The organism is Alkalicoccus luteus, from assembly GCF_052061695.1.
GTDB lineage: Bacteria > Bacillota > Bacilli > Bacillales > Salisediminibacteriaceae > Alkalicoccus > Alkalicoccus luteus.
The window spans coordinates 21,845-45,067 of the sequence record NZ_JBPZEY010000003.1 but is presented as its reverse complement, the minus strand read 5'-3'; the positions used below and the strand labels follow the sequence as shown (position 1 = coordinate 45,067).

Below are 23,223 nucleotides of genomic sequence, written 5' to 3'. Positions count from 1 at the left end.
ACAGTGAAAGTGAAAAAAGCCATTATACCGGCAGCAGGTCTCGGCACACGATTTTTACCAGCCACGAAAGCAATGCCGAAGGAAATGCTGCCGATCATCGATAAACCGACGATTCAGTATATTGTTGAAGAAGCTGTCGCAAGTGGAATTGAAGATATCATTATCGTAACCGGGAAAGGAAAGCGGGCGATAGAAGACCATTTTGACCATGCCTTCGAGCTGGAAGAGTCGCTGTGGAAAAAAGAAAAGCACGAGCTGCTTGAAAAAGTAAGGGTGTCCTCGACGCTGGTAGACATTCACTACATTCGCCAAAAAGAACCGAAAGGACTCGGTCATGCGGTATGGTGCGCACGCAAATTTATCGGGGATGAGCCGTTTGCTGTACTGCTCGGGGATGATATCGTTCATTCAGATAAACCGTGTTTAAAACAGCTTATGGATGAATTTGAAACACATCAGGCACCCATACTCGGGGTTCAGAAAGTACCCAGAAACGAAACAGGACGCTATGGAATTGTAGATGCTGCAAGCGTTCATGGACGTTTATACAAAGCATGTTCTTTAGTTGAAAAACCAAATCCTGCTGATGCACCTTCAGACCTTGCCGTTTTAGGCAGATATATTTTAACACCGGATATTTTTAAACGGCTTGAGCATGCAAAGCTTGGGGCCGGCGGAGAAATACAGCTGACTGACGCGATTAGGGATATTGCCATTGAAAAAATGGTTTATGCGTATGACTTTGAAGGAACTCGCTATGACGTCGGTGAAAAGCTCGGCTTCATTCAAACGACGATATCATACGCCATGAGGGACGCAGGTTTAAAAGAGGCGCTGATCCCTTTTCTGCAACATGAAATCAGGCAGGCGCTTCAGGAAGAACCGACATGAAAAAAATACTATTAATCGCGACCGTTTCCTATCACTTTAACGTGTTTCATCTGCCGTTTATTCGCTGGCTGAAGCAGGCTGGGTGGGAAGTTCATGCTGCTGCAGGAGGTTCAGAACAAATACAGGAAGTCGATCGGCAAATAAGGCTGCCAATTTCGAGGAGTCCGCTGGATCGAAACAACGCAGCCGCTTTTAAACAGCTGAAGAGACTTCTGGAAGCAGAGCAGTATGATATTGTTCATGCTCACACTCCGGTCGGCGGCGTATTGGGAAGACTTGCTGCGAGACATGTACCGCACACAAAACTCTATTACACGGCCCACGGCTTTCACTTTTGCAGCGGATCGCCGCTCAGCAGCTGGCTTATGTACTATCCAGTAGAAAGGCTGTGTGCACGTTGGACAGACACCTTGATCACCATCAATGAAGAAGACTATAAGCGTGCTGTAACCCACCGGTTTTCAGCAGGAAGAATCGTTCATGTCCATGGTGTTGGAGTAGAAAATACCGATGAACCTAAAACAAATATTCGACAAGAGCTCGGTATTTCAGAAGATGCCGTTCTTTTATTTTATGCGGCGGAATTAAATAAAAATAAAAATCAGCGATTGTTAGCTGAAATGCTTGCATACATGAAACATCCTGTTCATCTTTTGCTTGCGGGAAGCGGCGATCCGGAACCGGTAAAACAGGCTGCAATTGCCCACGGTACTGCTGACCGTATTCACTTTCTGGGAAACAGAGAAGACGTACGTAGTCTTTACCGGCAGGCTACCATTGCTGTTGCCTCTAGTCTGAGGGAAGGACTTCCAGTGAATGTGATGGAGGCTATGTCGGCTGAAACCCCAGTAGTTGCTGTGTCCAATCGCGGTCACCGGGAACTGCTCGCAGGTTGCGGACTTCTTGTCGGCCGGGATAAACCAAGGGAATTTGCTGCAGCCTTGGACACATTGTTAGACAACCCGGAGTTGGCGAATGATCTGGCTCAAAAAGCCAGAAAAAAACTAGAGAGAATGTATACAAGCCGGACAGTAGTCAATGAACTGGCTGGATTGTACGGAGAGGAGGCAGAAAAAGGATGAGAGAGCCGCTGAGAGTTCTGCACGCGGTCGTCAATATGAATCGAGGAGGAGCGGAAACACTTTTAATGAATTTATATCGAAGCATGGACAGAAAGCGAATACAGTTTGATTTTCTCACAAGCTTCGAAGGCGTGTACGATGACGAAATTCGTCGCTTAGGAGGACGAATATACCGAATTCCCTCGATTCGCAATGGACCTAAAAAGTACGTAAAAGGACTGGATACATTTTTTCGTGAGCATCCGGATACGATGATTATCCATTCCCATATGGATAAGCTCAGCGGCATCGTACTTGAACGAGCCGAGAAAGCAGGGGTGCCAATCCGGATCGCACACAGTCATAATACGTCGAGCGAAGGAAACAGTCTGATAAAGATATATAAATGGTCGGCAGGAAAAAAATTAAAATCCAGCGCAACGCACTTTATTGCCTGCTCAAAGGAAGCGGGTCGATGGCTGTTTCCGGATCAGAACGATTATCTTGTACTAACAAATACGATTCGGACAGAAACCTTCTTATTTAATAAAATGAACCGGCGTCGAGTAAGGGTTCAGCTTGGTCTTGATGAAACCCATACGCTTTATGGACATGTCGGAAGATTTCAGGCTCAAAAAAATCATTCCTATTTACTAAAACGGTTTGCGGCTTTACACGCACCTGAACCATCAGCAAGACTCGTTTTGATTGGCTCAGGCCCCCAGGAAAATGAACTCCGAAAACTTGCTTTACGACTAGGAGTAAACAAAGCAGTCCTGTTTGCAGGTATTCAGGAAGATATAGCAGGTTTTTTGCATGCAATGGATGTATTTGTATTCCCGTCATTACACGAAGGTCTGCCTGTATCGGTCATTGAAGCTCAGACAGCAGGACTTCCGTGCCTTCTCGCTGATTCAATAACGCCAGACATTGATATACAGGCAGGGCTTTGCAGGTTCCTGCCATTATCTGAACCGGAGCGCTGGGAAAAAATGATGGCAGGATTTATCGTGAGACGAAATGAGCGAAGGACAAGACTGATCGAAAAAAGGGCAGGGCTGTTCGACAGTAAGCAGGCAGCAGAAGATTTGCAGTCGTTCTATGAAAGCCGCAGTCGGGAGGTAGAGCGATATGGATCTGACTATCTTTACACCAACGTTTGACAGGGCTCATACCCTCCCACGCGTATATGAAAGCCTGCTTCGACAGACGGATAAACGTTTTATGTGGATGATTATTGATGATGGTTCAACAGACAGCACCGCTGCACTGGTGAATCAATGGAAGAGGCAGGGGGACATACCTATTATCTATCAGTATCAGAACAATCAGGGCATGCACGGCGCTCACAATACTGCTTACAGCATGATCAGCACCCGATGGAACACTTGTCTTGATTCGGATGATTTATTTCTTCCAGAAGCCGTAGCACATATTTACAGGGCTGCAGCTGAATGTCCGGATTACTGTACAGGTATCGCTTTTCATAACTGCAACATGAACAGAAATCGAATTGGAACAGCCTTTCCGGATGAGCAGACATCTACTCTGTACGATCTATACCGCCGGCACCGAGTAAAAGGAGATAAAAAACTTGTTTATAAAAGTAAATGGACCAGAAAGTGGCCGTATCCGATATTTGAAAAAGAGCGGTATGTAGGTCTTGATTATAAGTATTTGAACATAGATGCGAAAGGACCGCTTTACTTGTGCAGTGAGGAAATCTGCCAAGTGGACTACCGGGATGATGGGTCAAGTAAAAACATGATCAGGCAGTATAAGCGGAACCCGGCCGGTTTTTCCTTTTACCGAAAAGAAATGATGAAGCTGCCGCAAGCAGGTATTGGATTCCAATATCGAAACGCCATTCATTATGTCTCCAGTTCCTGGCTCATTCGGAACCACCGTTTTCTTAATGAAGCGCCGAAAAAATGGCTTACTGCAGCAGCAGTTCCGCCTGGAGCGATGCTCGCAGGCTATATCTGGTGGAGAAACAAGTAGATAGGAGGATAATCATGGAAATGCTCTGGCTGAACCTGGGGGCAGTTTTCGGATTTGCGGTGACGGCCAGATACTTTTCCAAATCCGTAACAGATACACTTCCGTTTCCCCCAAAAGTGAAACCAAATGCGGTGCTGGCTCTGCTGGCGCTTGCCATGATGGTAACAGTATCCGGGCTGCGGAGCGGTATTGGGGATACTTTTGTATACAGAGAAGATTATGATAACACCATTTGGACGCTGCAGGCAGCTTTGGAGGGAGACGAACCCGGCTTTGGCGTGCTTCAGTGGCTGCTTCAATCGATTTCCTACGACGGACAAATACTTATTTTCACTTGCGCACTCATTACGCTGACGATTATCACAGCGGTAACGTATCATTATTCGAGATTGTTCGAGCTGAGTCTTTACGTCTTTATTACTTCTGGTATGTTTCTTGTCTCCATGAACGGAATGAGGCAGTATTTAGCTGCTGCAATTGTATTTGCAGGTGCCTCCTTTTTATTCAACGGTAAGTTTATTCCATATGCTGCTTTAGTGTTGCTGGCATCCACCTTCCATCAAAGCGCACTGATCATGCTTCCGGTCTACTTTATCGTACGAAGGAAAGCATGGACAAAGCAGACAATTTTGTTGCTTTTTACAGGTGTCATTATCGCCTTCGGATATGAACAGTTCTCCTCTGTAATTTTTGGAGCGCTTGAAGATACGAGGTATGGCGGTTATTCAGAATTTGATGAAGGAGGAGCCAACATTATTCGCGTAGCCGTGGCTGCAGCACCGCTAATTGTAGCGTATATGGGGCGGCACAAGCTGGAGAAAATCTTTCCTCAGGCAGATGTGGTTGTGAATTTATCGTTAATGGGTGTCCTGTTTATGCTACTTTCAACCCAGCTTTGGATCTTTGCAAGAATGGCGATCTACTTCGATTTGTTTTCCCTGATACTCGTTTCCTGGATCGTGAAAGTGTTTGCCAAAAAAGATCAGCCGTTTATCTACTTTGCAATCGTCGGCTGTTATCTCATATATTTTGTGTTCGAATACTCAGTAACGTTAAACATTCAGTATAACAGCCAGTACATTCCACTGTTCAGAGGAGGTGAATGATGTGAAGGAACTGATTGTGGTAGGAGCAGGAGGGCACAGCAAAGTAGTGGAAGAAACCGTTGCACGAGAAGGGAATTACGTTATAAAAGCTGTGGCAGATGACAAATTTGATGAGGTTATCATGCACAAAGGACGTATTCATATGCCGCTAATGACGGCGGCATCGCTGCTGCAGCTGTTTCCGGAAGCACGGTGGATTATTGCTGTCGGTTCGAACGAAACGAGAAGAAGATTGAGGGAAAAGCTGCCGGTTCCACAAACAAAGTATGCTGTCATTATTGATCCATCAGCAGTTGTAAGCCCAAGTGCTGTCATTGGTTTCGGAACCGTCATTTTTGCAAATGCTGTCATTCAGGCGTCTGCCAAAATCGGGGAGCACGTCATCATCAATACATCCAGCATCATTGAACATGATGCGGTTGTAGGAAGCTATGTGCATGTTTCTCCGCAGGCGGTTCTTACCGGAGCCGTAACTGTTCTGGAAGGAGCACACATTGGAGCAAATGCCAGTGTTATTCCCGGGAAGACTGTAGGACAGTGGTCTATAGTAGGGGCTGGCTCGACGGTTGTGCATTCCATTCCAGGCTACGTCACGGCCGTAGGCTCGCCAGCGCAGCGGATTCGGAAGGGGGGGAAAGAAGTTGAAGAACATACGGGCTGAACCAATCTACTTGTCGCCGCCGCATCTCGGAGGTACAGAAGCAGACTATGTAGGGGAAGCATTTCGGGATAATTGGATCGCACCTGTTGGTCCTCATATTAAATTATTTGAAGAAGAAATGGCTGCATATTGCGGAGTGAACCGGGCGGTAGCGCTATCTTCCGGCACAGCAGCTATTCACTTGGCACTGGACGTGCTCGGGGTGGGAAAAGGAGACAGAGTATATTGTTCAACACTGACATTCGTTGCTAGTGCGAACCCGGTTTTGTATCAGCAGGCAGAGCCGGTATTTATCGACTCCGATCCGGAAACGTGGAACATGTCTACGGAGGTTCTGGAGAGAGCACTGAAATTTGATGCATCAAGAGGCAAACTGCCGAAAGCTTGCATTGTCGTGAATCTGTATGGTCAGAGCGCTGATATGAAGCCTATTAGTCAGCTTTGCAAAAAGTACGGTGTCTATGTAATCGAAGACGCAGCAGAATCGCTTGGTGCTGTTTATCAATCGTCATTCTCAGGTACTCTCGGGGACATCGGAATTTTTTCATTTAACGGGAATAAGATCATTACAACTTCAGGTGGAGGAATGCTTGTTACTGATAACGTGAATTTTGCAGATCAGGCGGCACACTTAGCGACGCAGGCTAAAGAAGCTGCCGAGCACTATGAGCATACCCGCTGCGGCTATAATTACCGGATGAGCAACATCAGTGCAGGCATTGGAAGGGGACAGCTGAGGGTGCTGAACAGGAGGGTGAATGAGAAGCGAACCATTTATCAGCGCTATGCAGAGTCAGCCCTGCCGTTTTCCTACATGCCGGAAGCATCATATGGAAGAGCAACTCGATGGCTGACAGCAGCTCTGCTGCCGAAAGGCGTTGCATCTGTGCCCTTTATCCATAAACTGCGGACTGAACGGATTGAAGCAAGACGTGTCTGGAAGCCGTTGCATTTGCAGCCGCTATTTAAACATGCTGATTCCTTTTTACACGAAAGAAATACCGCTGAAATGCTGTTTAATAGAGGCATTTGTCTTCCGTCAGGTACGGCAATGAGTGCTTCCATCCAGCAGGAAGTGATCGGAATCATGGAGGAATATTTCCATCAGTCCAATCCGCAGGAGGCGGTTGTTTTCTAAATCCAACCATAAAGAGGGTATGAACATGATTGGACAAAACATAACAAGACTCCGGAAAGCGAAGGGGATGACATTGACGGAGTTAGCAGAGCAGGCGAATATATCGAAATCAAATCTAAGTAATATCGAAAGAGGCATCAATGAGAATCCATCAATCAAAGTTCTGGAGAAGCTTGCTGAAGTTCTGGAAACAGATTTAATCGCCCTTCTTGGTATTCAGCCGGAAAGCGGAAGAACAGATGGACAGGAAAACCTGCTGGAGCGGATAAGAGAGTTAAATGTTAGTGAAGAAGATTTGAAAGAATATGAGAAAGTACTTGAATTTATAATCTGGCAAAAAAAAAAGGACGGTCTTGAAGGGGGGATGACAGGATGACAAAAATCGGTATATCCGGAACTGGTTTTATTGCCACAGGGCTTTATAAAAGACTTCAGCAGGATGAAGAATTCACCGTTTCCGGTATATTAACCCGGAGAAGACCTGAAGATGTCCTGCAAATAGAAACAACGCTGCTTACGAACGACATAGGGAAGTTTGCAGCTTCAGCTGAAATCATTGTCGAATGCAGCGGGGACGTACATCACGGAACGGAAGTGATCGAAGAGGCACACCGCATGGGACTTCCGGTTGTGACAATGAATGCCGAGCTTCAAGTAACAACCGGATCTTATTTCATAAAAACCGGCTACATTACCGAGGCGGAAGGTGATCAGCCGGGAAGTCTGGCTGCATTGAGAGAAAATGTCCTTTCTATGGGATTCACTCCAGTTGTTTATGGGAATATAAAAGGTTTTCTAAATCATCATCCATCCAGGCAGGATATGATGTACTGGGCAGAAAAAAAGGGATTGAGGTTATCCAAGGTCACCTCCTTTACAGATGGAACAAAAGTGCAAATTGAACAAGTATTGACCGCTAATGGACTGGAGGCAGACATTTTGCAGCAGGGCCTCACTGGCGAAACAGTGGATAATGTCGAAGAAGGAGGAAGAAGGTTGGCTGAAGCAGGTAATGGGCGGCCCGTCAGCGATTATGTTATTTGTCAGGCTGGACCTCCAGGAGTCTTCATCACAGCTTCCCACACAGGTGCACAGCAAGCGGCCCTGGATTATTTTAAGCTTGGACCAGGTCCTTATTACACCTTGACAACCCCTTTCCATTTATGTCATCTCGAGATCGTCAAGACGTTGCGACGAGTAGTAAACGGAGAGCCGCAGCTGCTTACAAACAATATTGCTCCACAGATTAGTGCGGCAGCTATTGCAAAGCGGACACTTGAACCAGGTGAGTTCATTTCGGAGGGATGCGGAAGTTTTGAGGTGCGAGGGGAAGCGGTAAAAACAGCACTTCAGCCGGATCATATACCGATTGGTTTAATAAAGGACGCTGTAGTGAAACGACCAGTGGCTGCCGGAAAAATACTTCACATATCAGACCTGGAGCTTCCGCGATCACGGGCATTATCCATTTGGAAATCGCTCCAGAGTGCTTCAGAGGTGAGATAAATGAAAAGCAGTACAGTTATTCACGTAACTGGTGCAATGAATATCGGAGGAACGGAAAAAATGCTGATGACGCTGCTTAGGATGAAGCCGCCCTGGAAGAGCATTTTTTTAACTTACGGCACCGGAACCGGTACGTTTGATCAGGAAATAAAGAATCTGGGTGGAGAAATAAGGACGATTCCCAATCCGGGATCGTTATCTGACCACTTTCAGCTTTTTCGAACTGTGAAGCCGGCGGCCGTTCACGCACACACTCTTTTTCAGAGCGGAATTCCCCTTGCAGCAGCAAAAGCGGCGGGGGTGCCAATCCGAATTGCCCACGCTCACACGACTGCGGACCCTTCAGACAAAAAAGGAAGGTTCATTTATGAAAAGCTTATGAGAGCAAGCATAGCGTTGAGCGCGACTGACTGTCGGGCCTGCAGCTCGGCAGCAGGAAATTATTTATTTGCTGGGAAATCGTTTGAAGTCATGCCTAATCTGTTTGATCCTAAGCAATTTAAACGACCTCCCGAAGCGGAGGTGCTGAGATTAAAACTAAAATACGGGTGGACGGATAAACTGGTATTAGGCAGCGTAGGCAGACTGACAAAGGTGAAGAATCATGCATTTATGTTCGATATGGTAAGCGAGCTGCAGAAGCAGGGGATAAAGGCTGTTTTACTGGTTGTTGGAGACGGAGATCAGCTTAAAACGCTGAGGCGGAAAGCAGAGGAACTGTCAGTTGCTGAATTAGTCACATTTACTGGTGCTGTCGAGGATCCATCCATCTACTATCACTTGATGGATGTTTTTTTAATGCCATCTGTTTTTGAGGGGCTTGGGATTGCAGCACTGGAAGCTCAAGCTTCCTTAACCCCGGTGCTAGGCTCAGAGGCTTTGCAGCCGGAAGCCGACCTGGGAGGAGGGTTGCTCTACAGACTGCCTCTGGAAGCCGGATCTGCAATCTGGGCAGAAAAAGCGGTATCTGTTGCAACAGATTCACATAAAGGTACAAGTGATCCTGTCGCAGTGCCCCCGGAAGAAGTGTTGAAACATTATTATCAGCTCTACAGGTGGAAAGGAGGCGGACATGAGCAAAAAACTGCTGATTATATCATTTGATCTGGGAATAGGCGGAGTCGAGAAGAGCCTGATATCCTTGCTTGAAGAGTTAAGTAAAAGCTCTTATGATGTTCATTTATTTCTTATGAGTCATACAGGAGAGTTAATGGATGAAATTCCCGATAACATAAAGCTCCTTCCTGAAATGCCTGCTTATGCTACATTTAGAAAATCAATTAAAGATACCTTTGCAAGTCGGTTTTTTAGAATAGGCTGGGAAAGACTGCTTGCTAAAGTGAAGGCAAATGCTGCTGGAAAACAGTTAAATCTGGAAGAGCCTGGATACAGGCAAATGCAGTGGATGTGGGATAGAACGATTAAACGGCTCCCACAAATACCAGGTACTTATGATATGGTGATCAGTTTTTTGTGGCCGCACTATGCAGCTTTAAAAGCAAAAGCCCCCAAAAAAGCGGCATGGATTCACACTGATTTCTCAAAGGCTGAAGTCGACCGGGAGCTGGATCAGAGAGTCTGGAAAAGCTTTGACACAATCGCTGCTGTTTCTGGTACAGTTCGTCATGCTTTTTTATCCGTTTACCCTGAATTCAGTCATAAAACAGTAGTAGTCGAAAATGTGCTTCCAACAGAGCGGATTATAAGGGAAGCACAAGCATGCGAGAAAGTATCCTCAGATAAAAAGCATATACTGACGATTGCACGTTTATCGCACGCCAAAGGAATTGATACAGCAATTTATACGGCGGCTGAATTAAAAAAGCGGAATCGCTTTTCTTTTTTGTGGCAAGTAATCGGATATGGCGGTGAAGAACCTGCATTAAAAAAGCTGATGGAAGAATTGAACGTGCAGGATTGCTTTCAACTACTAGGTAAGAAGCGTAATCCATACACGTATTTGAAAAGCGCTGATTTATATGTTCAACCGTCCAGATATGAGGGAAAAGCGGTCACCGTTTCGGAAGCGCAGCTCTTCGGTATTCCGATAGTCATTGCAGGCTATCCGACAGCAGCAGCTCAGGTGAAACATCTCGAAAACGGAATAATTTCCGGGCAGACATCAGCAGATTTAGCGGACAGTATTGAAGATGTGCTGCTTCATGAAGAAGTGGCAGCTCGGCTGAAGGCCGGTTGCGCAAAGCTCGATTTTTCAACTGAAAGCCAGATGGCTCAATTTCATGAATTGATCAGGGGGGGCCCATGAATACACTCATTACGCTTATCGTACCTGTCTATAATGTGGAACCCTATATTGAAGAATGCCTTACTTCACTTGTTCAGCAGACATATCCGCATTTACAGATTGTGATCGTGAATGACGGTAGTAAAGACAAAAGCAGGAAGATTGCAGCTTTCTTTCAAAAAGAGGATGCGAGAATCACGATCGTAGATAAAGAAAACGGCGGATTATCGGACGCTAGAAACGCAGGGATGGCTCTCATCAAAGGAGAATATACAGCGTTTGTAGACAGTGATGACGTACTCGCGAGGGACTGGGTGGAGAAATCACTCCGTGCTGCTTTACTGAACCGGGCTGATATTGTTCAGACCAATCATGTCTACATGTGGCCGGATAAAATGCTTATTGATTCCAGGACGCAGCATCACACTCTCCCGTTTCTTCTCGAACGTGAAGATGCGATGAAAGCACTCATAGATAACGTTTATCTGAAAAATTTTGCTTGGGGTAAACTGTATCGCTCAGAACTGATAAAAGACAAACCCTTTCCAGTAGGGAAGCTGTTTGAGGATATGTTCTGGCAGCATCTGGTGTTTCATGATGCAACGTTAGTTGCGTACGTGCAGGAAGCGTTATATGGATACAGGCAGAGAGAAGGAAGCATCATCGCTGCGTATTCCGTTAAACACCTGGACATTCTGGATGGAATTTTAGATCGCTGCAGGTTCATGAAACTGTATTACCCGAAGCTTTATGAAAAGCAGCGTGAAGAGGCTGTGCACATGCACCTCGTTCATTATAAGCTTCTCGCCCGAAAGCCGTTTAACAAACAATGGCAACAGGCCCGCAGGCGCATCAAGCGGGAAATGGTACAAGGATTATTAATGCAGCCGGTTTTATCGAGGGAAGAAATGATTAAACAGCATCGGCTGTTTCTAAAAAGTCCGCTTCTTTATATCGGCAGAGAAGGTATCGAGAAAGGAAGGAGAGCTGCAGGATTAACGCAGGCGGTATCACCTTTAAGGCCTGTAACAGGGGAGGCCGGCCTGATATGAACATAAAAGAAAAAGCAGCGTTCTTACTTCTTAAAGTGATGGCTATCTTTCCGGTTAAGTGGAACAGAGTGGTGTTCATGAGTTACGACGGTGCAGAATACAGCTGCAATCCCAAATATATCAGTGAAGAAATGGCCAGATCCCAAGCGCATTTAGAAGGAATCTGGGTGTTAATTAAACCGCGCACAGATGCAGCATACAAATCGGTAAAGCCGATGACGCTCGCATATTTTTATTATCTTGCGACAGCTAAAATAATCGTGACGAATCAGCGTCTGCCTTCTTTCTATCGTAAGCGGAAGCAGCAAAGATACATTCAGACTTGGCACAGTTCACTTAGGTTAAAAAAAATAGAAAAGGATGCATTCGATTTTTTACCGCAGTCTTACAGACAAAAAGCCCTTCGTGATTCGTCAATGTGTGATTTGCTTTTGAGCGGCTGCAGAACAAGTACTGATATTATGAATCAGGCTTTTTGGTATGATGGTCGGATTTCAGAAGAGGGTACTCCGAGAAACGATGTGCTTGTCAACGAATGGCGGAGAAAGATCACAGGAAAACAAGTTAAAAATAAACTTGGATTATCAGAAGACGAACAGCTTGCCGTGATTGCTCCAACCTTCCGTCAGCACGGTCAGCCGTCATTACCTAACGCTGAACATTTAAAACGAGTGCTTCATCAGTCCTTTGGAGGAAAGTGGCAGACACTCATTCGACTGCATCCTCATATCAGAACTTCTGACACAGCAGGCTACCGACGGACAGATGAGATTGATGATATGCAGGAGCTGCTTGCGGCTGCTTCAATTGTCATCACCGATTATTCATCGCTCATGTTTGATTTTATGCTGACGGCGAAACCGCTGCTGCTCTATACGCCAGATCTGGACACTTACTCTCAAGCAGAAAGAGGGTTTTATTTTACGTTTCATGAGCTTCCTTTTCCTGTTATTCGCGATGAGTCTCAATTGGTTGAGGTTTTGTCGAACTGGTCACAATCTGCCTACGAACAGAAGCGCCAGGCGTTTTTAGAAAAACATGTCTTCTTCGAAACAGGGAATGCTTCAGAAATAATAGCAGGTGAGATTGCCTCATTTTGTAAACGAGAGGAGATGAGCACAGTTGAAACAATATAAAACCGGATATACGACTGGTGTATTTGATTTGTTTCACATCGGACATTTAACTATTCTGGAGAAAGCTAAATCTCAGTGCAGTCATTTGATCGTTGGAGTCAGTACCGATGACCTTGTGATGAAGTCCAAAAATAAGCTGCCGGTTATCCCATTCGCTGAGCGGATATCAATTGTGGCTGCCCTTTCGTGTGTGGACGAAGTGGTCCCGCAATGGGATAAAAACAAGTACGCAGCCTGGGAGAGGCTTCGGTTTGATGCCATGTTTGTCGGAGATGACTGGAAAGGGAGCAGCTTGTTTCAGGAAACCGAACAAGCACTGTCTGTGCATGGAGTCGATGTGATCTACTTTCCATATACAAAAGGTATTTCTTCTACAATGCTTACGGAAAAGCTCAAAGTGATGAAAATAAGTGAGCTGGAGGGACAGCCGTGGAGCTAACTAAAATCAGCGTCATTGTTCCATTTATGAATGTAGAAGCCTATTTGGAGGAATGTCTGGAAAGCCTTGCAAAGCAAACTCATCCGAATCTCGAGATTGTCATGATTGATGACGGTTCGACAGACGGGGGCAGTAAGATCGCAGCAGCATATGCAGATCAATATTCACACTTTTATTTATATTCTCAAGCTAATCAGGGTGTAGCAGAAGCCAGAAACCACGGGATAAGACGAGCAACAGGCGAATGGATCGGCTTTGTTGATTCGGACGACTGGGTTAGAGCAGAGATGTTTAAGCAATTGCATAAGGCGGCTGAAAAAACATCTTCTGACATTGCTGTTTGTGGGCACGCCAGACAATATGGAGCGCGGGTCACAGCATTCAATGATGAAGTGAAGAGTATTGTTTTAAACAGAGAGCAGGCACTCCATGAACTATTCAAAGGAGAACTTTACAGGTTTGCACTGTGGAATAAGCTCTATAAAAAAAGCCTGTTCGTAAATATTACTTTCCCATCAGGTAAAATTCATGAAGATTTAGCCATTTCTCCATCACTGTTCACAAATGCTGAGAAAACTGTCGTCCTCTCTTGGACAGGGTACGTTTACCGCGCAAGAGAAAACAGCATTTTAATGGAGCGTTATCACAAAGGACGAATGGACAGCTACGAAGCCTGGGAGTACATCATTGAAAAGATGACTCTGGAAGAACCTGCGGTTATGCCTGAAGTGTGGAGGCGTTACACGTGGTGGACTATTGATGCTCTGTACACGGTGATGCAAGATCTTGCTTCCCGAAAGGAAGCTAATCAGTTTTTCGGAGCGATCCGCACTACGTTTTTAAAAAACTATGACGCAATAGCTCCACACATAACAGATAAAAAAACTGCAGCAAAAATAAAAATGATCAGGTCAGGTTTTTTTTACGCGAAAGAAAGTAATCGACTATTAGTAGTAACTATCATGCAAAGGCTTCAGCGGGGAGGTTAATCATGTGCAGGATATCTGTAATCGCTCTTGCATATAATTTAGAGGAATACCTGCCAGCCTGTATTGAATCTGTTTTGAATCAGACCTTTCAAGATTTTGAATTAATCATTATCAACGATGGGTCTACAGATAACAGTGGCGATATATGTGACAGTTATGCTGCCAAAGATGAGCGCATTACGGTCATCCATAAAGAAAATAATGGCATCGCATCAGCAAGAAACACCGGAGTAAAAAACGCCAATGGTACTTATATCAGCTTCATCGACTGCGATGACTGGTACCACCCGGAAATGCTGGAAGCTCTATATCAAGCCGCCATCAGTGAAAAAGCCGATATGGTTCTTTGTAATTATCAGGAAGTGATAGATGGTGAACCTGCAGCTTATTTTACCAGCTGGCCTGCACCTGTATTAATTGAAAAAGAAAACGCATTGGAAAAACTGTTTGATGACAAACATACATTTATCGTTCCGTGGAACCGCTTGTACCATAAATCATTGTTTAGTCGCGTCACCTATCCCGAACGAAAACATTACGACGATGAATTCACGGCCCATTCGTTTATCAATGAAGCGGAGAAGATAGTGCACATTGAACATGATTTCTATTTCTACAGAATAAGGAGCAGCAGTGAGACTAGAACAAGCATGTCTGCAAAGAAGTTCGATAAAATAGAAGCTGTTTCCAACAGGCTCATCTATTTAAAACCACATAAACAGCTTTATCAGAAAGGCCTGGTTCATTTTCATCATCTTTTCTTCTGGTATTATAACCAGTCGAAAGGAATGGTAGAACCTTCCGTAAGAATTCGTGGTAGAGCATGTTTTAAGAAGCATTTTATTCAACTGCTGATGACTAACCACCTGACAGTAAAAGAAAAAGCGGCTTCTGTATTGTTTTATCTATCTGATAATTGGTATGAGAAACTAATTACTAACAAAAGAGAGTAAGGAGTGGGAGCAGTGATCTCATGCATCGTCATACTTGATAAACATTGGAAACAGCAGTTCCGGCTGATTGAATCTGTGCTGAAAGGGACCTGCATGCCGGATGAATGGATTTTTATAACGGATCCACGTCATACTGATTTTTTGAAGAAAAAGCTGGAACAATATTCGCTGGCTTTTACGGTGGTAGAAGAAGAGATTCCGAATGAGGGAAGAGCACTCAATCAAGGCATTGAACGGGCTGCTCATTCGTTCGTATGGATGCCTGATATACGAGATGAAGTACATGAACGCATGCTTGAATTAATGAGAGAAGAAGCCAGTCATGCGGATCTTGTCATCGTCTCCCATCGCCCTGTTGAAGAAAGTGAAAACTGGGACGAGTCTGAAGCACACAGGAATTTTGAAATCGATAAAGCGGTTGTCTCAAAAAAAGAGAGCATGAGGCTGCTTATTGAATTAGATCGGATATTCTTCATTAACTGGAATAAACTGGTGAAAAAGGAGCTTTTGCAGCAGGGGCCATTTCCGGAAGGAGTCAGTGAACCGGAAGAATGGATTGCTCATGAACTTCTTCATCATGCCGCTAAAACCGTATGGATTAAGAACAAACTGTATTTTTACTTAATTGAGCCTGTAAGAAAAGGAAGTGCCGAGGCGATTCAAATGGAAGCCTATCATTTTGACAAACTTCCCGCATTAAAAGGAAGATTTATGTATTTGAACGATCATTACAAAGACCTGTCTTCCCAAGCACTTTATCAATACTTTCAGCAATTTTACTGGTGTTATAAACAATCACTTATTGAAAGGCCGGACCTGCAAGAGGAACGGGCAAAAGCCTATAAAGATTGGAAAAAACTGAATGGAAAAGTATTATTCTCTTCAAGGTTTAACTGGAAGCAAAAAACAGCTAATACAGTTTTTTGTACGAATCCAACGCTTTATGAGAAGATATTTAAATAAACAGAGAGAGGTGGAGGGAGTGAGGATTCACATAACGATCGAATCGCTTGAATGCGCAGGAGCTGAAAAAAGTCTGATTACGTTTTTAAACTTGATCGATTATAGCATTCACACAGTTGATCTCCAGCTGATTACTAAAGGAGGTCCCCTCGAAAAGATGGTACCTGCTGAAGTTAACGTTCTACCTGAACTTGAGTATGTATCGAAGTGCAGAACATCAGCTGGTGTCATGTTAAAAGAAAATCTCAGCATGAGCAGTGACAGAATTCGTTATTCTGTGCTGATACGGCATCCAAAAGCAAATAATCGCAGAAAAGCTAGATATTTCTGGCAGACGGCTGCAAAACACATTCCAATAAATCAAAAGTCTTATGATGTAGCGATCGCATATTCTCAGGGAATTCCCACGTTTTATGCCGCCGAAAAAGTAAGATCCAATTCTAAGCTGGCATGGGTTAATGTGAGCTACGAGTTAAATAAGAAGGAAGCACAGTTTCAACGTGTTTTCTACGAGCAAATGAATCAAGTCATTGCGGTATCAGAGTCAGCCAAGGAAATATTTATTAGCAATCAGCTGATGGAGCCTGAAAAAATAACTGTTTTTGAAGATATTCTAGATGCTGGCCTGATACGCTCACTGGCAGCGGAAGCAAGTCCGAAATTAAAGGGAAACGTAAAAATCGTAACAATAGGACGCTTAGCGAGACAAAAAGGGTATGATCGGCTGATCGAAACAGCAGCTATCTTAAAGAATAAGCAAATTGATTTTGACTGGTATGTGCTGGGGAAAGGACCACTTGAGAGAGAAATAAAAGAGATGGCAAATGAGTATGGAGTGAATGACAAGATTCATTTTCTGGGCGTGAAAGATAACCCATATCCATATTTAAGACAGGCAGATGTCTATGTACAAACATCAAGTTTTGAAGGGTATGGAATCGCGATAGCAGAAGCCAGAACACTCGGGATTCCAGTCGTAACGACTCCATTTGATGCGGTTTATCAGCAGATGAGACACTTGGAGAACGGAGTTATCTCTGCTTTTGAGCCCGAAAAATTAGCTGAAGATATCTCAAAACTGATTAATAATAAAGAACTTCGACAGCATATTTCTATAGCGCAGATTAACGAAACATCAGTGGATGGTGATTTGAAGCAGAAAGTAAATGATCTGCTCGCGAGCAAAGGAGGTTTTCCTGTTGAAAAAAGTTCTGTACCTGTTAATCAGTATGAATTTAGGCGGTACGGAAAAAGCATTTATTAATGAATTAAAGCGTTATAGTGAACAAGATGAAGTAACTGTCTTACTGTTAAAAAAAGAGGGTGAGTTATTAAAGGAAATTCCTGACTGGGTTACAGTGAAGGATTTTCCTTTTTTTGATTATTATTATCATAACCTCATGTATCATCCGAAAGAAAGATTAATCGAGTCGCTCCGGAAAGGGCATCTGATGAAAGCGATTGATCTTGCCCAACTGCATTTGAGAATGAAATTGACAGGCGACAGGAGAATCCAGTTTAAACGTTTATTTGAATCAATACCGAAAGATAAAACGCTCTACGATGAAGTGCATGCATATGCAGGACCAATGGATTTTATCAGCTATTATGCAGCCTTCAGGACAACAGGAAAGAAAAAAATACAGTGGATTCATTTTGATGTTAATGAGATAGGGTTTGATCCTTCCTTTGCCACAAAAGTATACCTTCAATTTGATCAAATACGAGTAGTCTCCTCAAAAGCAGCAGATGTTCTAAGGGCAAGACTTCCTGAACGAAAAATGGATATTATAGCATTTCAGACGAATATAGATCACGAAGAAATCGTGCAACGCTCACTGCAGCGAACCATGCGGATAAAAAATAAAGCAATTACTATCGTTACAACTGGAAGAATGATGAAAGAAAAAGGGCCCGATCTTGCCATTCATACGTTGAAGCTACTGCTTGATGATGGCATCGATGCTGAATGGTATTGGATCGGCGGAGGCAAATGGACCGAAGATATAGCAAAGCTAAGAAAAGCCTGTAATCTCGAGGAGAGATTTCACATGCTGGGTGTACTCGAAAATCCATACCCGTATATGAAACAGGCAGATATATACGTACAACCATCCAGGCACGAGGGCTTTTGCTTAACAATAGCCGAAGCTAAGATCCTTCAATTACCGATTGTATCCACATGTACAACCGGAGCAGTAGAACAGTTGAAGGATGATAAGTCTGCCCTGCTTACCGGATTTACACCTGACGAGCTGGCTCAGGGGATTAAAGAAGCAGTCAGAAACAAAAAAGACAAATACAGCATGGTAAAATAGCAGATTCCGTTAAACAAAGAGGGGTGTCAATATTGAAGGATAATTTGGCGAAAACATTGGCTTTATTTCAGAAGAAAGATAATAAGAAGCTGCTTATTATATTTGTTTTAATGGTAGGAGCTGCATTATTTGAAACAATTGGAGTTGGAGTAATGCTCCCTTTTGTAGGTATTATTACCAACCCTGAAATCGTAGAAACTCAACCGGTTATTAGATGGATCTATGATACAGCCGGATTTACTGGGCATCAGCAGTTTGTTATTGCTGCAGTGGGTTCGCTTCTATTTGTGTTTGTTGCAAAGAATGTTTATCTATTGAGCTTTTTCTACATTCAGTTCCGTATTTTGCTAAATCAGCAAGTGAAGCTATCAAGCCAGCTTCTGAAAACGTATTTGAGAAAGCCGTATACGTTTCATCTTCAGCGGAATTCATCCGACTTGCTTCGAAACGTTACCGCAGAAGTACCAAAAGTCTTTCAAGGCATTATTTTAGCCGTTTTTCAATTATTAACAGAGGTGCTTGTCATTATCTGTATTGTGACGCTTTTGATGTTCACAGCGCCAACAGCGACAATGACGGCCGCAGGAATACTTGGAGGATCAATTGGCATATTCTTTTTAATCTTTAAAAAGAAAATTAGTAGACTGGGGACTGAGCAGCAGCGAGTAACTGGTACTATGATTAAATGGATCAATCAAAGTTTAGGAGCAAGCAAGGATGTGAAAGTGTCCGGACGTGAGAACTTTTTTATTCATGCCTTTCAATACTACAGTCAAATAAAAGCGAACAACGGCAGATATATGAAAATGCTTGATTCAGCTCCTCGTTTGTTTATTGAAACTATATTGGTTTTCACGATTCTAATCACTATGCTCGTTATAATGAACCAAGGAGCAGATACGTCCGAATTAATCACGATTATGGCTCTCTTTGCTATGGCAGCCTTCCGATTAATGCCTTCCATTACGAGAGTAATGGCGTTGTTAACTCAAATTCGCTATAACAAACCGGCCCTGGATATAGTCTACGAGGATTTTATGATGGGAAATGAAGCAGATAAAGAACAACTGACACAGGCTGAACTGCCGCGTCGCTTTAAGCATTCTATCGAGGCGGAGAAAATTTCCTATTATTATCCTGATCAGTCAGAACCAGCCCTCAAAAGTGTATCATTATCGATTCCAATAGGATCTGCTACTGCATTTATAGGGGAATCAGGATCCGGAAAGTCAACGTTAATGGATGCACTGCTTGGATTGTTGAATCCAACAGAAGGGGCGATTAAAGCTGATGGCAAGGATATACATGCAATGAAACAATCCTGGCAGCGGAATATTGGATATATACCGCAGTTTATCTTTCTTTCAGATGATACAATTTTAAGAAATGTTGCATTTGGGATTCATGAAGCAGACATTGACGAAGAAGCAGCATGGAGAGCTTTAGAGCAGGCGCAGCTAAAAACCTTTGTAAAATCTCTTCCTGATGGTATTTATACAGAAATAGGAGAACGCGGAGCAAGACTTTCAGGCGGTCAGAGGCAGCGGATTGGAATTGCCAGAGCATTATATCATGATCCTCAGATTCTGTTTATGGACGAGGCAACATCTGCCCTCGACAGCCGCACGGAGAAGGAAATCATGAACAGTATTAATCAGTTAAAAGGCGAGAAAACAATTATAATTATCGCTCACAGACTGTCAACCATCGAACGGTGCGACAAGGTTTACGAAATGAGCAACGGCGTACTTCATGAATCTGCAATCTCAGATAAACCTACAGGGTGAAAGGAGGTACATCCATGTATCCCAAGGTCACGGCGTCTGTAACGTGCTATAATCTGGAATCTAAAATAACCGGTACGATTAAATGTCTGATTGATCAAACATATCCGAACCTGCAAATTTTGATTGTTGATGATGGATCAACTGATAACAGCCTTCCGGTCATTCATGAACTAGCAAAAAGCGACTCGAGGATCAAGGTTATTAGCCAGAAAAACGGAGGTCCGGCTGCAGCGCGAAATACAATATTGGACAATGCTGCTGGTGAGTATATTCATTCCGCAGATGGAGATGACCAGCTTCATCCTCGAATGATTGAAATTCTTATGGAGATGGTTTTAGCAAATAGGGCTTCGATAGCTGTTTGCCAGGCATATAGAGTGAAACAGGATTCTTTCCCGCCTGCTTTTTCTGAAGTGAAAGTGGAGCCCTCTGCCGTCATGACTGGAAGAGTGGGTGTTCACCATTTACTTTCAACAAATATGTATGGTTATGAGCTGTGGAACAAATTATTTCAAACCAAGTTGTTCGATCACGTACGATTCCCGACAGGTCGCAGCTTTGAAGATGCTGCTGTTGTGTATCAGCTTTTCCACGAGGCTTCAGTAATAGCAACAACAGCAACGAAGCTTTACTACTACCGCATTCATGAAAACAGCCTTACAAGAAATCAATTAAGTTTATTTACCATGAAAAGACTTGATATTTTGCAGAATTATGATGAGTGTTTTTCGTTTTTAAAAGGGCACAATTATCCGCTCTCCTTACTGGACCAAGTCAGCGCAAGTCACTTCCGGTCGCTCAGATGGATGCTTATCGACCTCGAGCAGCATCCTGATCCTGCAATTAGAAAATCTGTAATTGAAGAAGTGCATCGTCATCTGATTAACTATAAGATAAAGCTTTTAGGCAATAAAAAGCTTTATGCAAAAGAAAAGCTTTATTTACTCGCTTTTTTACAGTTTCCGCAGCTTATTTCAAGACTGCTCCGATCCAGAAACACGAAAATTTATAAAAAGAACTTAAAGGAGGAGCCGGCATGAAAGTACTCATCACCGGCGGTGCCGGGTATATTGGGAGCCATACGGCAGTCGAGCTTATTGAAGCAGGCTGCCGTATTGTCATTGCCGATAATTTCAGCAACAGCAGTTTAGAAGCGGTAAAAAGAATCCGAACGATTACAAATTCAGCGGTCCCCTGCTACTTCGCTGATCTGCGCAGAGAAGAGACGGTAACGAGGATTTTTCGAAATGAACGGCCAGACGCAGTGATTCATTTTGCCGGATTGAAAGCGGTAGGTGAGTCAAATGAACAGCCTGTCGACTATTTCGACCACAATCTTGGTACAATGATACAGATTTTAAAAGCGATGCGTGACTTTAACTGCCTTAATCTAGTTTTTTCTTCTTCCGCGACCGTTTACGGAGATTTAGCACAGATGCCGGTAACGGAAGATGCACCTCTTCTAACAACTAATCCGTATGGACGAACAAAAAAAATGATTGAAGAAATGCTAATGGATACGTCAGCCGCATATCCAGAGATGTGCATCACCGCACTTCGCTATTTTAATCCAATCGGTGCGCACTGGAGCGGGCTGATCGGAGAAGACCCGCTAGGTATCCCAAACAATTTAGCGCCGTTCGTGACACAGGTAGCCGCCGGAAAACGTAGTTATCTGCAGGTTTTCGGAAATGATTATGAGACGGCAGATGGAACAGGTATCAGAGATTACATTCATGTGACGGATTTAGCTAAGGGGCATATCGCCGCTATTAACAAAGGGAAGGTACGAACCGGCTATCACGTATATAATCTCGGAACCGGCTATGGTACAAGTGTTCTGGAGCTTATTCACATGTTTCGCATTGTTTCGGGAAGAAAAATACCTTTTGTGGTCACGAACCGGCGCCCGGGAGATGCAGCTGTCAGCTTCGCAGATACTCGCAAAGCAGAGCAGGAACTAGGCTGGAAGGCGATGCTGGGACTGGAAGATATGTGCCGTGACAGCTGGAACTGGCAGCAGAAAAATCCTGCGGGCTATCGCAGTGAAATGATTATGGAGGTGGAAACATCATGAAAGGGATTATTCTCTCTGGCGGAAAAGGAACCCGGCTTTACCCGCTGACGAAATCAATGTCCAAGCAGCTGCTTCCGGTTTATGATAAGCCAATGATTTACTACCCGCTTTCGGTTTTGATGCTGGCAGGTATTAAAGAAATCCTGATTATATCAACAGAAGAAGATACGCCGAGGTTTTCACAGCTTTTAGGAAGCGGTGAAGATCTCGGCATTTCTATTTCCTATGCCGTTCAGAAAGAAGCTAAAGGACTGGCAGATGCATTTTTAGTTGGCGAGTCTTTCATCGGATCGGACGATGTTGCACTCATTCTTGGAGATAATATTTTTTACGGCCATGAGTTCACGCAGCATTTAACTAAGGTTCGGGAAACAAACAGAGGTGCAACTGTATTTGGCTATAATGTTAAAGATCCTGAACGGTTCGGAGTTGTTGAATTTAACGAACTTGGAAACGTATTGTCAGTTGAAGAGAAGCCGGCACAGCCTAAATCCAGCTATGCGATAACGGGACTATACTTCTTTGACAGCAGAGTCGTTCACTTTGCCAAGCAGGTCGTGCCGTCTGCCAGAGGGGAAATTGAAATTACAGATGTCCTGGACCAGTACCTGCAAGAAGATGATCTACGGGTGGAATTGCTAGGGAGAGGGTTTGCCTGGCTCGATACCGGAACACATGAATCCCTGCTGGAGGCTTCCCAGTTTATTGAAATTATCGAGAAGAGGCAGAGTTTGAAAGTAGCATGTCTGGAAGAGATTGCGTATATCAAAGGATATATTACGAAATCGGAGCTGCTGGAGCTTGCTGTTCCGCTTCGTAAAACGGAATACGGCAAATATCTGGAGCGAATCGCAGAAATCGATTCACCTCATATGCCTAAGCTCACAGTTATCTAAAGAG

23 protein-coding genes are annotated in these 23,223 nt (G+C 43.9%); all 23 read left to right on the top strand.

From position 1 onward, the window contains the following. Positions 1 to 3 precede the first annotated feature (3 nt). From galU to rfbA, 23 genes are read left to right on the top strand one after another with little or no spacing between them, the layout of a single operon-like run. A complete protein-coding gene (gene galU / locus ACSZLD_RS04315) occupies positions 4 to 891 on the top strand; it encodes a UTP--glucose-1-phosphate uridylyltransferase GalU (RefSeq protein ID WP_444684350.1) in 888 nt (295 codons plus the stop codon). Further along, positions 888 to 1,973: a glycosyltransferase family 4 protein gene (locus tag ACSZLD_RS04310; RefSeq protein ID WP_444684349.1), complete on the top strand. Its 1,086-nt coding sequence runs from the start codon at positions 888 to 890 to the stop codon at positions 1,971 to 1,973. The genes galU and ACSZLD_RS04310 overlap by 4 nt, the downstream gene beginning before the upstream one ends. Beyond that, positions 1,970 to 3,115, top strand: coding sequence for a glycosyltransferase family 1 protein (locus ACSZLD_RS04305; protein ID WP_444684348.1), 1,146 nt, complete (start codon positions 1,970 to 1,972; stop codon positions 3,113 to 3,115). Before ACSZLD_RS04310 ends, ACSZLD_RS04305 begins: the two co-directional genes overlap by 4 nt. Further along, entirely contained in the window at positions 3,084 to 3,953 is an 870-nt protein-coding gene (locus tag ACSZLD_RS04300; protein WP_444684347.1) for a glycosyltransferase family 2 protein, read from the top strand. Before ACSZLD_RS04305 ends, ACSZLD_RS04300 begins: the two co-directional genes overlap by 32 nt. Positions 3,954 to 3,967: 14 nt before the next feature. Continuing rightward, entirely contained in the window at positions 3,968 to 5,059 is a 1,092-nt protein-coding gene (locus ACSZLD_RS04295; protein WP_444684346.1) for an EpsG family protein, read from the top strand. A gap of 1 nt (position 5,060) precedes the next feature. Then, positions 5,061 to 5,720 (top strand): acetyltransferase, encoded by a 660-nt coding sequence (locus tag ACSZLD_RS04290; RefSeq protein ID WP_444684345.1) that lies wholly within the window; start codon positions 5,061 to 5,063, stop codon positions 5,718 to 5,720. After that, complete coding sequence (locus tag ACSZLD_RS04285) at positions 5,701 to 6,858, top strand: aminotransferase class I/II-fold pyridoxal phosphate-dependent enzyme (protein WP_444684344.1); 1,158 nt, start codon at positions 5,701 to 5,703, stop codon at positions 6,856 to 6,858. Before ACSZLD_RS04290 ends, ACSZLD_RS04285 begins: the two co-directional genes overlap by 20 nt. 25 nt (positions 6,859 to 6,883) lie before the next feature. Then, positions 6,884 to 7,234, top strand: coding sequence for a helix-turn-helix domain-containing protein (locus ACSZLD_RS04280; protein ID WP_444684343.1), 351 nt, complete (start codon positions 6,884 to 6,886; stop codon positions 7,232 to 7,234). After that, on the top strand, positions 7,231 to 8,364 hold the full coding sequence (locus ACSZLD_RS04275; protein ID WP_444684342.1) for an SAF domain-containing protein: 1,134 nt from the start codon (positions 7,231 to 7,233) through the stop codon (positions 8,362 to 8,364). Before ACSZLD_RS04280 ends, ACSZLD_RS04275 begins: the two co-directional genes overlap by 4 nt. Continuing rightward, entirely contained in the window at positions 8,365 to 9,468 is a 1,104-nt protein-coding gene (locus ACSZLD_RS04270; protein WP_444684341.1) for a glycosyltransferase, read from the top strand. It begins immediately after the preceding gene. Continuing rightward, positions 9,437 to 10,630 carry a glycosyltransferase gene (locus tag ACSZLD_RS04265; protein ID WP_444684340.1) on the top strand — a complete coding sequence of 398 codons (1,194 nt, stop codon included), beginning with the start codon at positions 9,437 to 9,439 and terminating at the stop codon, positions 10,628 to 10,630. The genes ACSZLD_RS04270 and ACSZLD_RS04265 overlap by 32 nt, the downstream gene beginning before the upstream one ends. Beyond that, the gene (locus ACSZLD_RS04260; RefSeq protein ID WP_444684339.1) at positions 10,627 to 11,661 is read left to right on the top strand and encodes a glycosyltransferase family 2 protein; all 1,035 of its coding nucleotides are present in this window, start codon (positions 10,627 to 10,629) and stop codon (positions 11,659 to 11,661) included. Before ACSZLD_RS04265 ends, ACSZLD_RS04260 begins: the two co-directional genes overlap by 4 nt. After that, positions 11,658 to 12,797, top strand: coding sequence for a CDP-glycerol glycerophosphotransferase family protein (locus ACSZLD_RS04255; protein ID WP_444684338.1), 1,140 nt, complete (start codon positions 11,658 to 11,660; stop codon positions 12,795 to 12,797). Before ACSZLD_RS04260 ends, ACSZLD_RS04255 begins: the two co-directional genes overlap by 4 nt. Beyond that, positions 12,784 to 13,236, top strand: coding sequence for an FAD synthase family protein (locus ACSZLD_RS04250; protein WP_444684337.1), 453 nt, complete (start codon positions 12,784 to 12,786; stop codon positions 13,234 to 13,236). Before ACSZLD_RS04255 ends, ACSZLD_RS04250 begins: the two co-directional genes overlap by 14 nt. Then, positions 13,227 to 14,225 carry a glycosyltransferase family 2 protein gene (locus ACSZLD_RS04245; RefSeq protein WP_444684336.1) on the top strand — a complete coding sequence of 333 codons (999 nt, stop codon included), beginning with the start codon at positions 13,227 to 13,229 and terminating at the stop codon, positions 14,223 to 14,225. The genes ACSZLD_RS04250 and ACSZLD_RS04245 overlap by 10 nt, the downstream gene beginning before the upstream one ends. Before the next feature lie 2 nt (positions 14,226 to 14,227). Further along, a complete protein-coding gene (locus tag ACSZLD_RS04240; RefSeq protein ID WP_444684335.1) occupies positions 14,228 to 15,178 on the top strand; it encodes a glycosyltransferase family 2 protein in 951 nt (316 codons plus the stop codon). A gap of 12 nt (positions 15,179 to 15,190) precedes the next feature. Then, positions 15,191 to 16,141, top strand: a complete 951-nt coding sequence (locus ACSZLD_RS04235; protein WP_444684334.1) for a glycosyltransferase — start codon at positions 15,191 to 15,193, stop codon at positions 16,139 to 16,141. Further along, positions 16,041 to 17,405 carry a glycosyltransferase gene (locus ACSZLD_RS04230; RefSeq protein WP_444684333.1) on the top strand — a complete coding sequence of 455 codons (1,365 nt, stop codon included), beginning with the start codon at positions 16,041 to 16,043 and terminating at the stop codon, positions 17,403 to 17,405. Before ACSZLD_RS04235 ends, ACSZLD_RS04230 begins: the two co-directional genes overlap by 101 nt. Then, positions 17,341 to 18,459, top strand: coding sequence for a glycosyltransferase (locus tag ACSZLD_RS04225; RefSeq protein WP_444684332.1), 1,119 nt, complete (start codon positions 17,341 to 17,343; stop codon positions 18,457 to 18,459). The genes ACSZLD_RS04230 and ACSZLD_RS04225 overlap by 65 nt, the downstream gene beginning before the upstream one ends. 32 nt (positions 18,460 to 18,491) lie before the next feature. Beyond that, positions 18,492 to 20,246, top strand: a complete 1,755-nt coding sequence (locus ACSZLD_RS04220) for an ABC transporter ATP-binding protein (protein ID WP_444684331.1) — start codon at positions 18,492 to 18,494, stop codon at positions 20,244 to 20,246. A 14-nt stretch (positions 20,247 to 20,260) separates the two neighbouring features. Further along, positions 20,261 to 21,286: a glycosyltransferase family 2 protein gene (locus ACSZLD_RS04215; RefSeq protein WP_444684330.1), complete on the top strand. Its 1,026-nt coding sequence runs from the start codon at positions 20,261 to 20,263 to the stop codon at positions 21,284 to 21,286. Beyond that, positions 21,283 to 22,323 carry a UDP-glucose 4-epimerase GalE gene (gene galE / locus ACSZLD_RS04210; protein ID WP_444684329.1) on the top strand — a complete coding sequence of 347 codons (1,041 nt, stop codon included), beginning with the start codon at positions 21,283 to 21,285 and terminating at the stop codon, positions 22,321 to 22,323. Before ACSZLD_RS04215 ends, galE begins: the two co-directional genes overlap by 4 nt. Next, a complete protein-coding gene (rfbA, locus tag ACSZLD_RS04205) occupies positions 22,320 to 23,219 on the top strand; it encodes a glucose-1-phosphate thymidylyltransferase RfbA (RefSeq protein ID WP_444684328.1) in 900 nt (299 codons plus the stop codon). The genes galE and rfbA overlap by 4 nt, the downstream gene beginning before the upstream one ends. The last annotated feature ends 4 nt before the right edge of the window (positions 23,220 to 23,223 follow it).

Coding starts and splice junctions, on each gene's coding strand:
- ACSZLD_RS04310 (WP_444684349.1), top strand. CDS start 888: ATGAAAAAAATACTATTAATCGCGACCGTTTCCTATCACTTTAACGTG.
- ACSZLD_RS04305 (WP_444684348.1), top strand. CDS start 1,970: ATGAGAGAGCCGCTGAGAGTTCTGCACGCGGTCGTCAATATGAATCGA.
- ACSZLD_RS04300 (WP_444684347.1), top strand. CDS start 3,084: ATGGATCTGACTATCTTTACACCAACGTTTGACAGGGCTCATACCCTC.
- ACSZLD_RS04295 (WP_444684346.1), top strand. CDS start 3,968: ATGGAAATGCTCTGGCTGAACCTGGGGGCAGTTTTCGGATTTGCGGTG.
- ACSZLD_RS04280 (WP_444684343.1), top strand. CDS start 6,884: ATGATTGGACAAAACATAACAAGACTCCGGAAAGCGAAGGGGATGACA.
- ACSZLD_RS04275 (WP_444684342.1), top strand. CDS start 7,231: ATGACAAAAATCGGTATATCCGGAACTGGTTTTATTGCCACAGGGCTT.
- ACSZLD_RS04270 (WP_444684341.1), top strand. CDS start 8,365: ATGAAAAGCAGTACAGTTATTCACGTAACTGGTGCAATGAATATCGGA.
- ACSZLD_RS04265 (WP_444684340.1), top strand. CDS start 9,437: ATGAGCAAAAAACTGCTGATTATATCATTTGATCTGGGAATAGGCGGA.
- ACSZLD_RS04260 (WP_444684339.1), top strand. CDS start 10,627: ATGAATACACTCATTACGCTTATCGTACCTGTCTATAATGTGGAACCC.
- ACSZLD_RS04255 (WP_444684338.1), top strand. CDS start 11,658: ATGAACATAAAAGAAAAAGCAGCGTTCTTACTTCTTAAAGTGATGGCT.
- ACSZLD_RS04240 (WP_444684335.1), top strand. CDS start 14,228: ATGTGCAGGATATCTGTAATCGCTCTTGCATATAATTTAGAGGAATAC.
- ACSZLD_RS04230 (WP_444684333.1), top strand. CDS start 16,041: ATGGAAAAGTATTATTCTCTTCAAGGTTTAACTGGAAGCAAAAAACAG.
- ACSZLD_RS04215 (WP_444684330.1), top strand. CDS start 20,261: ATGTATCCCAAGGTCACGGCGTCTGTAACGTGCTATAATCTGGAATCT.
- galE (WP_444684329.1), top strand. CDS start 21,283: ATGAAAGTACTCATCACCGGCGGTGCCGGGTATATTGGGAGCCATACG.
- rfbA (WP_444684328.1), top strand. CDS start 22,320: ATGAAAGGGATTATTCTCTCTGGCGGAAAAGGAACCCGGCTTTACCCG.